Here is a 14,656-nt window from a genome sequence, read left to right on the forward strand (position 1 = left end):
CCGCCGACCAGATCCTCGACTCACTGGCCTCGTACTGCCGACGAATTACTGACTCAGGACACTGGATTCTTTCCGACGGATTTTGACTGACAGCCGCCAGGAGGCTTGTGACCAGAGGGCCGCTCCAGTCCGGGACACTCACCAAGGTCGCCGCCCGCCGCACCGCAGCAGGTCGCCCCGGCCTTGCTGCCGCATCGCTCGCCCACCACCGCCCTCATCCCCGGCACCTCCTCCGCCGCCACCTGCGCAGACGCCCGATCAAGCACCCGATCCCCGGGCCGAAGGACCCGCGGGCCGTCGCCACGGCGGCGTCCGATCACGCCTCTGTCACTGACCCGCCCGCCAGGACCTGACCGTCGCCGAGCACGGCCGCCAGCACCGCCGCCGGATCGTCGTCCGCCGGGCCCGCCGGGTTCCAGCGACCACGTTCCTTGCGGTACGGCCACCAGCGCCCGTCCCGTCCGTACCGAAGCTGTACGCCGCCACCCGCAACGGTCCAGCGGTTGCCCGCCGCCCGCAACTGCGGGCGCTCGCCGTCCTCCCACGCCTCGGCGAGCCGCGCACGAGCCCTGGCGAGGGACTCCGAATCGGGCGCCCATTCCTCCTCGAGCACCGCGAGCGCGGCTGCCCCGCCGTAACCCCAGGCTCGCACCGCCGCGTCGAGTTCGGCTCGCTGCCGCCCCGATCCGGTGCTCAGCAACATCACGATCCCCGGCTCGGGGCGGGCGTCGGCGACCAGCCGTACCGCGTCCTGCTCAGGCGTCAACTCGTACTGCACCGGCTGCTGTTCGTGGCCCGGCGCAAGGGCGTCCGCCAGCATCCGGTAGGCGCGTACCGCACTGTCCGTCACCAGGATCTCCAGCGCCGCCGGGTCGAGACCGGGCTCCGGGTCGGTCTCCGTGCGCAGCGACGGGGCGGGACCTGGCTCCGCGGGCAGCGGCGGGGGAGCGGGCAGTGGCGGCAGGATGTCCCGCGCGGCGAACGTCTCGTCGGCCCGTACGCCGCGCACGTGACGGTTCTCCGCGGCGGAGGACTCCGCGGGTTCCCGTTCCGCGGCACGGACCGCGATCCGCACCTGGAGATCGTCGAGCAGCCGCCGTTCGCCGCGCCCGCGCATCAGCAGGAGTACGAACGGGTCCTGGTCCAGCAGCCGTGCGACCTGGTAGCAGAGGGCGGCGGAGTGCGGACAGTGGTCCCATGCCTCGCACGTGCACTCAGGATCCAGATCCCCGATGCCCGGCAGCAGATCGACTCCGGCCGCCGCCGCGTCCTCCACCAGATGCGGTGGCATCTCCCGGTCGAGCAGTGCGGCGATGTGCCCGGCCCGGTCGGCGGCCATGTCCAGGAACCGGTCCCACTCCTCCTCGCTCAGCTGCTGAAGCAGCACATCACTGCGGTACGCGGTCGAGTCCCGGTCCTGGACGACCGCGGTGATCCGACCGGGCCGTACGGAGACCGCGCCGACCCGCCCCTCACGGGCGAACCGGCGCCCCCGCTTGACCTGTTGGCCGTCCAGCGCCGTGTCCTCAAGGGCCTTCAGCCATGCCCGGCCCCACCAGGACTCGGCGAAACCGCGGCCTTGCGCCGGCGGCAGGGCGGCGAAGGTACGTTCCTGTTCCGGCACCGGCTCCTCAGCGGCGATGTCGTCGGATTCGTACCCGTCGATCTCGTATGCGTCGTTCTCATAGCCGTCACTCATCGCGCGCCCCCTCGCAACTCCACCAGATCCGCCAGTTCCGCATCGGTCAGTTCTGTCAGCGCCGACTCGCCGGAACCGAGCACCGCATCCGCGAGACCCTGTTTGCGGGCCAGCATGTCGGCGATCCGGTCCTCGATCGTTCCCTCGGCGATCAGGCGGTGCACTTGCACCGGCTGGGTCTGCCCGATGCGGTACGCGCGGTCGGTGGCCTGTGCTTCCACCGCCGGGTTCCACCAGCGGTCGAAGTGCACGACATGGCCGGCCCGGGTGAGGTTGAGCCCCGTACCCGCCGCTTTCAGCGACAGCAGGAAGACGGGGGCCTCGCCGGCCTGGAACCGGTCCACCATGGCCTCGCGTTCGGCGATCGGCGTGCCGCCGTGCAGGAACTGAGTACGCACTCCGCGCGCCGCCAGATGCTGTTCCAGCAGCTGTGCCATCTGTACGTACTGGGTGAACACGAGCACGCTCGCATCCTCCGCGAGGATCGTGTCGAGCAGTTCGTCCAGGAGCTCCAGCTTTCCCGAACGGTCCGCGATCCGCGGCCGCTCCTCCTTGAGGTACTGCGCCGGGTGGTTGCAGATCTGCTTCAGCGCCGTCAGTAGTTTCACCACCAGGCCGCGCCGGGCGAACCCGTCCGCGCCGGCGATCTCGGCCAGGGTCTCCCGAACCACCGCCTCGTACAGACCGGTCTGTTCCGCCGTCAGTGACACCGCACGGTCCGTCTCCGTCTTCGGCGGCAGTTCCGGAGCGATGCCCGGATCGGACTTGCGCCGCCGCAGCAGGAATGGCCGGACCAGCGCGGCGAGTCGTTCGGCCGCCGCCGGGTCGCTGCCGTCCTCCACGGCCCGCGCGTACCGGGTGCGGAACGTGCCGAGCCGGCCCAGCAGCCCGGGCGTCGTCCAGTCGAGGATCGCCCACAGTTCGGAGAGGTTGTTCTCCACCGGGGTGCCGGTGAGTGCCACCCGGGCTCGCGCATTGATCGTCCGCAGCTGCTTCGCGGTCGCCGAGTACGGGTTCTTGACGTGCTGTGCCTCGTCGGCGACCACCATCGACCACCCGGCCTCGGCGAGCCTCGCCGCGTCGAGCCGCATCGTGCCGTACGTGGTGAGGACGAACTCACCGTCCACCAGGCCCTCCAGGCTGCGGGACGCGCCGTGGAAGCGGCGCACCGGCGTGCTGGGGGCGAACTTCTCGATCTCCCGTTGCCAGTTGCCCATCAGCGAGGCCGGGCAGATCACCAGGGTCGGTCCGGCCGCCTCGTCGACGCTCTGCCGGTGCAGATGCAGCGCGATGAGCGTGATGGTCTTACCCAGACCCATGTCGTCGGCCAGACAGCCGCCGAGGCCGAGCGAGGTCATGGTGTGCAGCCAGTTCAGACCGCGCAGCTGGTAGTCCCGCAGCGTCGCGGCGAGCGCGGCCGGCTGACCGATCGTCTGCTGCTCGCCCGACTCGGGTTCGGCGAGCCTGGACCGCAGCCGGGCGAGCCAGCCGGTCGCCCGTACGTCGACCCTGCGGCCGTCGACCTCGGTGGAACCGGTCAGTACGGCGCCGAGCGCGTCGATCGGTGTGACCTTGTGGTCCTGCGCCTCGCGGGCGCGGCGCGCCTCCTCGGGGTCGATGAGCACCCACTGGTCGCGCAGTCGGACGATCGGCCTGCTGGCCTCGGCCAGGCGGTCCAGTTCGGCTCGGCTCAGCTTCTGGTCGCCGAGCGCGAACCACCAGTTGAACGCCAGCAGCGCGTCGGTGGACAGGAACGACGGGGTGTCCGACGCGGACCGCCCGTTGCGGGATTCGCCGTCGCCGTCGCCACCGTTCTCGTCGTCCGGCGGGCCGATCACCGCACGTGCGGTGAGGGTACGGGCGAGTTCCTTGGGCCAGTGCACCTGGACCCCGGTCGCGGCGAGCGCCCGTGCGGCAGGGCCGAGCAGTTCGGTGATCTCCTCATCGGCCGGATCGACGGAATCCGGTACGGCGGCCGACAGCAGCGGGGTCAGCGGCGGCCAGGCGTGGGCGGCGCGGCGCAGCGCGAGGAGGGCGTCCATCCGGGCCCGAGGACCGAACGCCGCCGCGGCCGGTGGGTTGCCCGCCCAGACGTCGGCGGCATCGGCGACCAGTGTCGGATCGCTGACGCTGTGGATCTGCAGGACCGCGCGGAAGGACGGTCCGACACCCGGCTCGGTGTCCTCGTGCACCCCGGGAGGACCGGCCAGCTCGATACGCAGCGAGAGCCGTACTCCCGCGTCGTGCCCGGCCGCGACATCCGCGGCCCAGCCACGACGGTCCGGCAGCAGCTGCGGCGTGTCGACGGCGAACGCCGGGCTGCCCGTGGCGAACACCGCTGCGGGCGTGCGCGGCAAGCCGTCGGCGACCGCGTCCAGGAATGCGCGTAGCAGCCGCTCCGGCTCCGGCAGCAGCACGAGCTCGGCGTCCTTGTCGAGCGGCACCGCATGGGCGGTGGGGGGCATGGAAGCCGCGAGGTTACGGATCCGGTCGAGATCGGCGGCAGCCAGGGGACCGGTCCGCCAGGCGTCGTGGTCCGTGGCGCTCAACCCCGGCAGCAGCAGTCCGCGGGCGGCGAGTTGGAGGGCGAGGAGTGCGGCAGCGCCCCAGAACGCCGCCGCGGGATGGGAGTGCGCGACGGCCCGCGCGCGGGTCAGAACGGGCAGGGCGTCGCGCACGGGCAGCAGCAGGGCCGGAACGCGGTACGGGCGGGCATCGGCCCCGACGACGGTCAGTTCCCCGACCGTCCCCGGGGCGTCGGGCGGGCTGCTGCCGTCCGGATGGCAGAAGGCGACCCGGCCGGTGCGGGCGGGGTCCGAGGGCAGGAAGACGACGGAGCAGCGGGAGAGCGCGGAGATCTCGGCGGGAGACGGCGCGGGAAGCCTGTGCACGGCGATGTCGGATTCCTCAAATTTGACTAGTGGGTGCCAAGGTCGCCGAGGGTACTCCACGGCGGCGGTGACCGGAAGCGCGATTGCCATGATCCACATCACTTCCATGGGCGTCTGTGGGCTGTCGGGTGTAGCCAGCACCCCCCTGTGGGGAGGGGGCTGCCCCCCGGAATCACGGGTGGTGGCGCCATGGTTGGCGTGTGGCCTCCGCCCGTACGTTTCAACAGGTCAGAGCAGATTTCAAGCCTCCCAGAGACCGGAGACGTCATGCCCGAGGCCGTAGTCACCGTCGCGGACCGCACCCGCGACCGTGCCCGCAGTGCGAACAGTGCCGGAGGAGCGCGAGACGCCCCAGGCACCGGAACTGCCGCACCGGCGGGACTCGGGCGAGGCACCGGAGCTTCCGGGAGCGACTTCGCGCCTCTCCTGCGGGCCGTCAAGGCACACGGACTCCTGAAACAGCGCACCGGTTGGTACGCGGCACGCATCGCGGCCAACCTCCTCGCCCTGGGCGCCGTGACGACCGGCCTGGCCCTCCTCGGCGACACCTGGTGGACCCTGCTGCTCGCCCTGCCGCTGGCGGTCTTCTGGGCCCGCACGGCGTTCGTCGGCCATGACGCCGGACACGCCCAGATCACCGGCGACCGAAAGGCGAGCCGGATCATCGGCCTGATCCACGCCAATCTGCTCCTCGGCATGAACGAGGCCTGGTGGAACGACAAACACGTACGCCACCACGCCAACCCCAACCACATCGAGAAGGACCCGGACGTCGGCGTCGGCGCCCTCGTATGGACCCAGAAGCAGGCGGCCCAGCGCGAAGGCTTCGCCCGCTGGCTGACCCGTAACCAGGCCCGGCTGTTCTTCCCGATGCTGCTTCTCGAAGGCATCGCCCTCAAGATCTCCGGCTTCCAGTACCTGCGGCAGCAGCCGGCCCGTGAGCGGGCCCTCTCGGCAGCCCTCCTCGTCACCCACCTCGGGTTGTACGCGACGCTGCTCCTCACCGTCATGTCCCCCGGCAAGGCCGTCGTCTTCGCACTCGTGCACCATGCACTTTTCGGGCTCCACCTGGGCATGGCCTTCGCGCCGAACCACAAGGGCATGGAGATGCCCGATCCCGACGGCAGGGGCTGGGGGCACCTTCAGCGGCAGGTCCTCACCTCGCGCAACGTGCGCGGCGCTGTCCTCACCGACTGGTTCCTCGGCGGGCTCAACTACCAGATCGAGCACCACCTCTTTCCGAGCATGCCCCGCCCCCATCTGCGCCGGGCACAGCCCCTGGTGCGCGCCCACTGCGAGGCGCTCGGCATGCCGTACGCGGAGACCGGACTCATCGAGTCCTACCGGCAGGCGCTGCAGCACATGCACGAGGTCGGCGCACCGCTGCGGTGACCCGGCGGGAGGCCCGCCGCTGCGGGCTGGAACCGAAGGGGACGCGCAGGCGTTCTCACATCAGGAGCGGCGTGAGCCGCGTAGGAGGCGTGGACGATGTCGAACAGCGCAAAGATTGCCATCGGGGGAGTCGTCGCGGCAGTCATCCTGATGCCGTTCATCGGATTCTGGCTGTCGCTGCTGGTGCTGATCGGAGTGCCGACGGTGGCCTACCTGATGCTGGATCCCTCCCAGCGGCGCAGGCTCCGCAGGATCACGCGTAAGGAAATAGGCCGCTGAAAGGGGTTCTTCGTAGATGAGCGGGACCGTCACCGTGGTGAGCAGTAGCGGGGTTTACTCATTCACCAAGCCGAACCGCCAGACCGTTACCCTGCTGACCGGACTCGGAGTGGAGGGTGATGTTCATGCGGGAGTCACGGTGAAGCACCGTTCCCGCGTCGCACAGGACCCCACCCAGCCGAATCTGCGCCAGGTTCATCTCATCCACGAGGAACTCTTCGACGAGCTGCGTGCAGAGGGCTTCGAGGTCGCCCCCGGTGACCTCGGGGAGAACGTCACCACGCGTGGCGTCGATCTCCTCGCGCTGCCTGTGGGCACGCTGCTGCACCTCGGCGACGAGGCCGTCGTCGAGGTCACGGGTCTGCGCAACCCGTGCCTGCAGATCGACACCTTTCAGGAAGGGCTGCTCAAGCAGGTCGTCGGCCGTGACGAGGCGGGCAACATCGTGCGCAAGGCCGGGATCATGAGCATCGTCATGACCGGCGGGGTGGTCCGGCCCGGCGACCGGGTCGTGGTCGAACTTCCCGCCGAACCGCACCGACCGCTGGAGCGTGTGTAGAGGCCGACGGAGCGGACAGGGCAGCAGGGCCGCGCAGGTGGCGGGCGGAGCCCCCGGCTCAACCACAGGCCGACTCGCGACCCGGCGGCGCACGCCGGGACGGAGCAGGCGCTGCGAGCGCCCTCGGCCCGGTCGTGGAGTGGGCGCCGGGACTCAGGCCGGTCGCACGGCGAGCGCGTCGAGTGCCTTCAGTAGACCGGGCAGCTCCGCCCCGCGGCCGACCGGCAGGACCTCGCCGGGTTCCTCGTCCAGCAGGATGAACGCGATGTCGTCGGTCCGGGCGATCAGGGACCAGCCGGGGCCGTCGGCCCGCAGCGTGCGGGCGTCACCGGGGGCGAACGAGGAGCGGATACGTCCGATCGGCGGTGGGCTGTCCACGTAGGCATGGGCTTCTGCCAGCGCGCGTCGGACACCGGGATGGACGCCGGCGGACACGGTGTCGTCGGCCGGGCGCTCTTCATCGGTATCGGCAGTGAAAGTGTCGGGGGAGGCGTCCGCGTCGGTGCCTCCGTCGGTATCCGGGTCTCCCGCGCCCTCCTCGTCCGCGGAGCCCGTGGGGTCCGAAGCGTGCGCGACGTCTGCGGCGTTCTCGCCTTCTGTGTCATCGGCACTGCCCGCGACGTCCGGATCCGCGAACGCCGTGGCGTCATCGATCTGCTCGCGCCACGCCGCCCACTGCAACGCGATCTCGTCGGCGCCCAGCCGCCGCTGCGGAGGCCCCCACGATTCCGTGTCGGGAGGGCTCAGCGGCGGCAGATCGGTTCCCTCGGCCTCCGGGTCCGGCAGCGGGTCGTGCGGCGCCGGTACCCCCGGCGCGGCGACCGCCAGCGCCAGCGGCCAGCCAGGGAGCGCGCAGACCACCGAACGGTCGTCGGGGGAGAGGTCGTACTCCATACCGCAGTCCCAGGAGGCGATCGCGACGGCAACCAGGGACACATCATCGACGACGACGGTCCACCGGGCCCCGCCGTCGTCCTGCCCGAGAACCAGCCCGTAACCCTCGGCGTACGGTTCGAGGCCGAGTGCCGCGCAGGCCGCCGGGTAGTCGTCCCCGAGCACGCTCGGGAACTGCGCGGGTGTCAGCAGCACCGCGGTCAGCACATACAGTGCGTCCTCGTCGGCGACTGTGTCGTCCGTCCCGGCCACAGCACCCTCCTCATCCCTCATCGTTTTCCGTCGGCGCACCTTAACCAGTGGGTAACGCGGCCGTCGAGGCCCTGACAAGGCGGGACCCACCGCGCCGTCGGCGAGCGAACGACGCGGTTCAGTCGGCGGGAAGGCCGAGCAGCGTACGGGCCACGGTCTGCGGCGACTGGCCGGTCTCCCGCGCCAGCGCGGTGACCGCCCGGCAGGCCAGTTCGTTCACCCCGAAGGAGAGCGCCTCCGGTGACACCCAGCCGCTCGCTTCGTCCATCCGGTCCTGGTCGTCGTCCACGCAAGCCGAGACATAGGTGGCGGCCGCGTCGAACAGATTGTGCTGTTTGCGCTGCCGTTCCTCGCGCGGCGGCGCCGGCCGCTCACCCTTCCGGCCAGGTGACACAGCCTTCCGCAGACTGATGAACATGTCGATCATGGGGGACCGCCTTTCGGGGAGCCGTGCACGCGTGGTGCGGTCGTACATACTTACGGTCTTCCCTTTCCGCGTAGAGTTTGACCTTCGATCGAGGAACGGGGGCAACGCGGTGAAGCGATACGACCGGCTGAGGGAGATCAGGCGGCTCGATCCGGAGCGGGACTTCCTGGAGATCTACCGGCTCACGGCGACGTACGAGTTCCCCTGGGACATCACCCGTGCGCTCGAACTGGCCCTGTACCGCACGTATGCGGTCCCCAGCATCGGCCGACTCCTCGCCGAAACGGCTGAGCTGACAGATCGTTCACAGAGACGGTACGACGACACCGCGCTGCTCCTCGACACCGTGGTGGAGCACGGCTTCGACAGCGACCCGGGGCGCACGGCGATCCGCCGGATCAACCAGATGCACCGCAGCTACGACATCAGCAATGACGACATGCGCTATGTGCTGTGTACGTTCGTTGTGGTTCCGAAGCGCTGGATCGGCAGCTACGGCTGGCGCCGCCTCTCCGATCACGAACTGCGGGCGTTCGCCGTCTACTACCGCACTCTGGGCGCGCACATGGGCATCAAGGACGTGCCGCAGACCTTCGAGGAATTCGAGCGCACGCTCGACACGTATGAGGACGAGCACTTCGGCTGGGACGAAGGGGCGCGCAGCGTCTCCGACGCCACGCTGGCACTGATGGGCTCCTGGTATCCGGGTCCGCTCGCACCCGTCGTACGCAAGGCCAGCCTCGCACTCCTCGACGATGCGCTGCTGCGGGCGTTCCGTTACGAACGACCGGGCCCCGTCGCACGCCATCTCACCCGCGGTGCGCTGCGGCTGCGGGCGAGGGCCGTGCGACTGCTGCCGCCCCGGTCCACCGCGCACTATGCGCGCCAGAACCCGGAGATCAAGGGCTATCCGGACGGTTACGAGGTCGGCGAGCTCGGTACGTTCCCGACCCCCGGCGTCGGCGGCTGCCCGATCCCGCACAAGCGGAGGCCGGGCGCCCCGGTCGAGTGAGCACGTGCGTAGGTGAGCCGGGCCCGGGTCAGCCCGTCCGCACGGCGAGTGCGAGGAACCGTGCGTCCTCATCGGTGTACGAGACCAGTTGCCAGCCGGAACGCGCGAGCAGCTGCCGGAGGTTGGGCCCGGCCCGCAGATCGTCGTCCGTGATCTGCCGGCCGTGGCGTGCGGCCAGCGCGGCCCGGCCGATGGGATGGAACAGTGCCAGCTGCCCTCCGGGACGTACGACGCGGGCCAGCTCCGCCAGGTCCGCCCCGGGGTTCGACAAGTGCGAGATCAGCCCGGCACCGAACACCGCGTCGAGCACCCCCGCCCGCAGCGGCAGGCGGGCGACGTCGGCGAGGAGCAGCTGGCCACTGCGGTCGCGTCCGGCCTGTACCGCCGCGTCCAGCATCGCCGGTGTGAGATCGGCGCCCAGGACCGTACCGTGCGGACCGACGGCGGTTCGCAGGGCGGGCAGCGCACGTCCCGTACCGCAACCCGCGTCGAGGACGGCGCCGCCGGGACGCAGCCCGAGGGCTTCGACGGCGGCGGCGTAGGCCGGACCGTCGTCCGGGAAACGGGTGTCCCAGTCCGCGGCACGGGTGGTGAAGAAGTCCTGGACGTGTGTGTGGTCATCGGCCATAGGGACATGATCGCGCACCGGCAACCGGAGTGAACCGGACGGAAGTAGTGTGCATGTTCGAGCACGGCCTGATCGTTCCGGATCATCTCTCTGTCATATTCCGGCAGCTTTCGAAATGCGCCCCGAACGTGCGCCGCCATGGCGACTAGCGTCCCCGGTCCATGGGACACCTGGACCACGCCACCTTCGGCTGGCTGACACCTGCGCTGTCGTACGCGATGGCAGCGATCGGCGCGGCGCTCGGACTGAGCTGCACCGTGCGCGCACTGGACACGAGCGGCCGTTCGCGCCGCAACTGGCTGATCACGGCCGCCTCCGCCCTCGGAACCGGCATCTGGACGATGCATTTTGTCGCGATGCTCGGCTTCGGCGTGGCCGGCACCGAGATCCGCTACAACGTGCTGCTGACCTTGCTCAGTCTGCTCGGCGCCATGCTGGTGGTCGGCTGCGGCGTCTTCGCCGTCGGTTACAGCCGCGACCGGACCCGGGCGCTGGCCGTCGGAGGGTTCGGTACCGGCCTCGGCGTGGCCAGCATGCACTACCTCGGCATGGCGGCGCTGCGGCTGCACGGCACGATCCACTACGACCCCCTGCGGGTCGTCCTTTCTGTGGTCATTGCCGTCGTCGCCGCGACGGCGGCTCTCTGGGCAGCCCTCAACATCAAGTCATCCCGCGCGGTCGCACTGGCCTCGCTCGTCATGGGCGCGGCGGTCAGCAGCATGCACTACACCGGAATGATGGCCGTCGGTGTCAGCGTCACCCCCTCCGGCAGCGAACTCCCCGGGGCCACGACGATGCAGTTCATCTTTCCCCTCGCCGTCGGCCTCGGCTCATACCTCTTCCTGACCTCGGCGTTCGTCGCCCTGTCGCCGACGGCCCGGGAGCGCGCCGCCTACGTCTCCGCCGAGCGCATCACGGAACCGGCCACCGACGCGGCCTCGACGCGCCTCGCGCAGCGCGGACGAGATTCCCGCCCCCGGCGTGGCTCCCGCGGCCCCGACCTCTCTCCGTCCGCGACGCCCTGACGTCACAGCACAGTCCCCCTTCCGCCCCTGCCCAGCTCCACACCCGGAACGAGGAGGCCATGCGCCCACCCCGCACGACCCCGGACCCCGGCACGACGAATGCCGCCCGGCTCGATTCCGCGCCCGCGGCGCGCGGACGCCGCGCACACGCGGGACCGCCGGCCGACGAGAGCGCCGAACGCGACGCACGTCTGCTGCTGACGCAGCAGACGTCGGGGCCACGTGGACGCCGGGCCCTGCGCCCCAGGACCGTACGCGCGAAGATCATCTCGTTGCTGGTGGTGCCCGTCGTCTCGCTGCTGGCTCTCTGGGGCTTCGCCACGGTCAACACGGCCCAGGACGTGGCACGGCTGCGGCAGCTGAAACTCGCGGACGAAGAAGTACGATCGCCGATATCCACCGCTGTCACCGCTCTCCAGGCCGAACGCAGAGCCGCCCTGGTCCAGACCGCCGACCCCAGCAGCGCCCACGCCGCCGCACTGGAACAGCAGACCAAACGCACCGACACCGCGCTCGCCGCGCTGCGACTGGACAAGGATCACACCATCGCCGATACCGGCCGCCTCCCGGCGGGCGTCGCCGAACGGCTCGACCGGTTCCTCGACCGTACGCACGAACTGCGCGCGGATGGGGGCACGGGGAGCCAGGAGCGGGACGCGAGCGCCGTGTACGACCGGTACACCCAGGCAGTCACCGCGGGTTTCGGTGTCTCCGGCGCCCTCACCGGAATCCAGGACGACGCGCTCGGGTCCGACGCCCGCGTACTCCTCGAACTGGCCCGCGTCGACGAGATGCTGGCCCGCGAGGACGCACTGCTCGCCGCAGCCGCCCTCACCAAGCACCTCGACGGCCGCCAACTGGTCCAGTTCACCGGGGCGGTGGAGACCCGCAGAAACCTCACCGAGACCGCGGGCGCCGATCTCCCGGCCACCGAACGCACCGTCTGGCAGAAGGTCACCACCCGGTCCGCCTACCACCGCATCGAGGATGCCGAGGACACGGTGCTCACCGCGCGACCCGGCCGGGAAGCCGCCCAGGCGGTGCCGGCCGCTGACTGGGATCCGGCCGCGGCGAGCGTACGGAGCCACTTGCGCACCATGGGCACCGGAGCCGCAGAACGTGCTGCGGAACGCGCCGATCCGCTCACCCGCGGACTGTTCAGTCCGTCCGGAGCGGCCGTCCTCTTCGGCTGCGTCGCTGTCGCGGCCTCGCTGGTGATCTCTGTGCGCATCGGTCGTGAGCTCGTCGTCGAACTCGTCAGCCTGCGCAACAGCGCCTTGGAGATCGCCCGCCGCAAACTGCCCCGTGCGATGCAGCGGCTCAGGGCGGGCGAGGAGCTCGACATCCAGGCCGAGGCACCTTCCGGCCCGGCCTCGCACGACGAGATCGGCCAGGTCGGCGAGGCCCTCGGCACCGTGCACCGGGCCGCTCTCAGCGCCGCCGTCGAACGCGCCGAACTCGCCGACGGCATCTCCGGGGTCTTCGTCAACCTTGCCCGCCGCAGCCAGGTGCTGGTCCATCGCCAGCTCAATCTCCTCGACAGCATGGAGCGCCGCGCGGACGATCCCGGCGAACTCAGCGACCTGTTCCGCCTCGATCACCTCACCACCCGGATGCGGCGGCACGCGGAGAGTCTGATCATCCTGTCCGGTGCGGCCCCCGGGCGCGCCTGGCGGATGTCCGTACCGCTGACGAGTGTCGTACGCGCGGCCGTCTCCGAGATCGAGGACTACGCCCGGGTGGAGGTGCGGCAACTGCCGGATGCCGCGGTCAAGGGTACGGCGGTCGCTGACCTCACCCACCTCCTCGCGGAACTCGTGGAGAACGCGGCGCAGTTCTCGCCACCGCACACCAAGGTCCGGATCACCGGCGAACCCGTCGGCAACGGCTACGCCCTGGAGATCGAGGACCGCGGACTCGGCATGGGCAACGAACTCCTCGGCGAGGCCAACCGGCGCATCGAGCAGGCGGAGGCACTCGACCTTTTCGACAGCGACCGGCTCGGCCTCTTCGTGGTCAGCAGGCTCTCGGTCCGGCACCACATCAAGGTCAAGCTGCGCACGTCGCCGTACGGTGGAACGACGGCGGTGGTCCTGCTGCCGACCGTGCTGCTGCAGGACGCGCTCCCGGCGGGCGGGGAAGAGGCCGTAGCGGAGAAGGCATCGGTCGAGCGTCGGCAGGAGAGCGACCGGGCGGCGTTCGGAACCGGTCCGGGCTCCCTTGCGGCGCGTTCGCAGGCGGCGACCGCGTTCCCCGCCCCGGTTCCGGTGCCTGCGCTGGAGTCGCGGACGGGTCCCACCGCCGGAGTCACCGCGCTGCGCCCACGCCCCCGCAGAGCGGTCGAGGACCGGAGCGATGAGCCGGCCGGGGCCGAGCCCGGAACCCGCGGGATCCGGGAGAGGGCGGAAAGCCGCCAGAGCCTGGAAGCCCCCGCGAGCGGGGAAGCCCGGGAGACCTACGCACCCAAGGGGGAGGGCGACAGCTCACTTCCCCGCCGGGTCCGGCAGGCCAACCTCGTCCCGCAACTGCGCGAGGAACCCCGGCCCGAGCCGACCGGAATCGACGGCGGGAACGGCATGGACGGACCGGCCGAGCGCACACCGGAGCAGGCCAGGGACCGCATGACCGCCTACCGCAACGGCTGGGTACGCGGCGGCGGCGCCGCCCCAGGTGCGGCGGCGCCCCACCGAACCACCACCGCACTCCGTCCCCGCACCGAAGGAGACCACTCATGATCGCGAACGAGCGGACCGAGGCGCGCAGGCACTCGGGCGAACTCGACTGGCTGCTGGACGATCTGGTGGCCCGGGTCGGCGAAGTGCGGCACGCTGTGGTGCTCTCCAGCGACGGCTTGGCCGTGGGAGCCTCCAGTGCCCTCAGCCGCGAGGATGCCGAGCACCTGGCCGCGGTCGCCTCCGGCTTCCACAGCCTCGCGAAGGGCGCCGGACGGCACTTCCAGGCCGGGGAGGTACGCCAGACGATGGTCGAGATGGACGAGGGCTTCCTCTTCGTCGCAGCCGCCGGGGAGGGTTCCTGCCTTGCCGTACTGAGCACAGCCTTCGCCGATATCGGACTGGTTGCCTACGAGATGGCCCGGCTCGTCAAACGGGTCGGCGAGCACCTGCGTACCCCGCCGCGCATCTCCGTGTCCCCGTCCCCGGCCGGCTGAGAGGGCGGAGACAGCAGTGGACATGACCAACGAGGGCCCCGGATTCATCGAGGTCTTCCCGGACCCGCCTGACCTGCCGGGCAGCCAGTGGTACGACGCCGAAGCAGGGCCCTTGGTCCGCCCGTACGCCATGACGGGCGGGCGGACCGAACCGGGCCCGGGCGGAGTGCACTTCGACCTGATCGCACTCGTCTCCGCCGTCGACCAGGCGCCGGACAGCTCCGAGGATTCCCAGCTGGGCCCCGAACACCGCGCGCTGCTCACACTGTGCCGCTCCGAGTCCCAGTCCGTCGCGGAACTCTCGGCCGACGCCGACCTCCCCGTCGGGGGCGTGCGGGGACACCGCCGCGCTCTGCGCGAAGGCGGGCCGGGGCCGGGTAGCCGGCCCGAAACGCCCGCGGCCCAGGGCGGCGGCACGTAGCGGCGGGC

Annotated in this window: 13 protein-coding genes; 8 read left to right on the forward strand and 5 right to left on the reverse strand. The window is 71.0% G+C overall.

Annotated features, from left to right (window positions below):
• Positions 1-316: 316 nt before the first annotated feature.
• Entirely contained in the window at positions 317-1,699 is a 1,383-nt protein-coding gene (locus tag AB0915_RS24695) for an SWF or SNF family helicase (protein ID WP_366693147.1), read from the reverse strand.
• Entirely contained in the window at positions 1,696-4,590 is a 2,895-nt protein-coding gene (locus AB0915_RS24700) for a DEAD/DEAH box helicase (protein ID WP_366693148.1), read from the reverse strand. Before AB0915_RS24700 ends, AB0915_RS24695 begins: the two co-directional genes overlap by 4 nt.
• 267 nt (positions 4,591-4,857) lie before the next feature.
• Here AB0915_RS24700 and AB0915_RS24705 point away from each other — a divergent pair, with 267 nt between their 5' ends.
• The 3 genes from AB0915_RS24705 (at position 4,858) to AB0915_RS24715 (ending at position 6,820) form a co-directional block, all read left to right on the forward strand.
• Positions 4,858-5,982: an acyl-CoA desaturase gene (locus AB0915_RS24705; protein ID WP_366693149.1), complete on the forward strand. Its 1,125-nt coding sequence runs from the start codon at positions 4,858-4,860 to the stop codon at positions 5,980-5,982.
• A 96-nt stretch (positions 5,983-6,078) separates the two neighbouring features.
• Entirely contained in the window at positions 6,079-6,261 is a 183-nt protein-coding gene (locus tag AB0915_RS24710; protein ID WP_266977895.1) for a hypothetical protein, read from the forward strand.
• A 16-nt stretch (positions 6,262-6,277) separates the two neighbouring features.
• The gene (locus tag AB0915_RS24715) at positions 6,278-6,820 is read left to right on the forward strand and encodes an MOSC domain-containing protein (protein WP_366693150.1); all 543 of its coding nucleotides are present in this window, start codon (positions 6,278-6,280) and stop codon (positions 6,818-6,820) included.
• 153 nt (positions 6,821-6,973) lie between these two features.
• Here AB0915_RS24715 and AB0915_RS24720 read toward each other — a convergent pair whose 3' ends face one another.
• Positions 6,974-7,966 (reverse strand): hypothetical protein, encoded by a 993-nt coding sequence (locus tag AB0915_RS24720; protein WP_366693151.1) that lies wholly within the window; start codon positions 7,964-7,966, stop codon positions 6,974-6,976.
• A 118-nt stretch (positions 7,967-8,084) separates the two neighbouring features.
• On the reverse strand, positions 8,085-8,393 hold the full coding sequence (locus AB0915_RS24725; RefSeq protein ID WP_366693152.1) for a hypothetical protein: 309 nt from the start codon (positions 8,391-8,393) through the stop codon (positions 8,085-8,087).
• A 109-nt stretch (positions 8,394-8,502) separates the two neighbouring features.
• Between AB0915_RS24725 and AB0915_RS24730 the strand changes: the two genes are divergently transcribed.
• Positions 8,503-9,405: an oxygenase MpaB family protein gene (locus AB0915_RS24730; protein WP_366693153.1), complete on the forward strand. Its 903-nt coding sequence runs from the start codon at positions 8,503-8,505 to the stop codon at positions 9,403-9,405.
• 28 nt (positions 9,406-9,433) lie between these two features.
• On the opposite strand, the gene AB0915_RS24735 is transcribed toward AB0915_RS24730, so the two are convergent.
• On the reverse strand, positions 9,434-10,033 hold the full coding sequence (locus AB0915_RS24735; RefSeq protein ID WP_366693154.1) for a methyltransferase domain-containing protein: 600 nt from the start codon (positions 10,031-10,033) through the stop codon (positions 9,434-9,436).
• A gap of 161 nt (positions 10,034-10,194) precedes the next feature.
• On the opposite strand from AB0915_RS24735, the gene AB0915_RS24740 reads away from it, so the two are divergent.
• From AB0915_RS24740 to AB0915_RS24755, 4 genes are read left to right on the forward strand one after another with little or no spacing between them, the layout of a single operon-like run.
• Entirely contained in the window at positions 10,195-11,058 is an 864-nt protein-coding gene (locus AB0915_RS24740) for an MHYT domain-containing protein (RefSeq protein ID WP_366693155.1), read from the forward strand.
• Between the two features lie 59 nt (positions 11,059-11,117).
• On the forward strand, positions 11,118-13,793 hold the full coding sequence (locus tag AB0915_RS24745; RefSeq protein ID WP_366693156.1) for a nitrate- and nitrite sensing domain-containing protein: 2,676 nt from the start codon (positions 11,118-11,120) through the stop codon (positions 13,791-13,793).
• Positions 13,790-14,227, forward strand: a complete 438-nt coding sequence (locus AB0915_RS24750) for a roadblock/LC7 domain-containing protein (RefSeq protein WP_366693157.1) — start codon at positions 13,790-13,792, stop codon at positions 14,225-14,227. The genes AB0915_RS24745 and AB0915_RS24750 overlap by 4 nt, the downstream gene beginning before the upstream one ends.
• Positions 14,228-14,249: 22 nt before the next feature.
• Positions 14,250-14,648 (forward strand): DUF742 domain-containing protein, encoded by a 399-nt coding sequence (locus tag AB0915_RS24755; RefSeq protein WP_366693158.1) that lies wholly within the window; start codon positions 14,250-14,252, stop codon positions 14,646-14,648.
• Positions 14,649-14,656: the final 8 nt, after the last annotated feature.

It is taken from the genome of Streptomyces sp. NPDC048411 (assembly GCF_040704695.1).
In the GTDB taxonomy this organism is placed as follows: Bacteria; Actinomycetota; Actinomycetes; order Streptomycetales; family Streptomycetaceae; genus Streptomyces.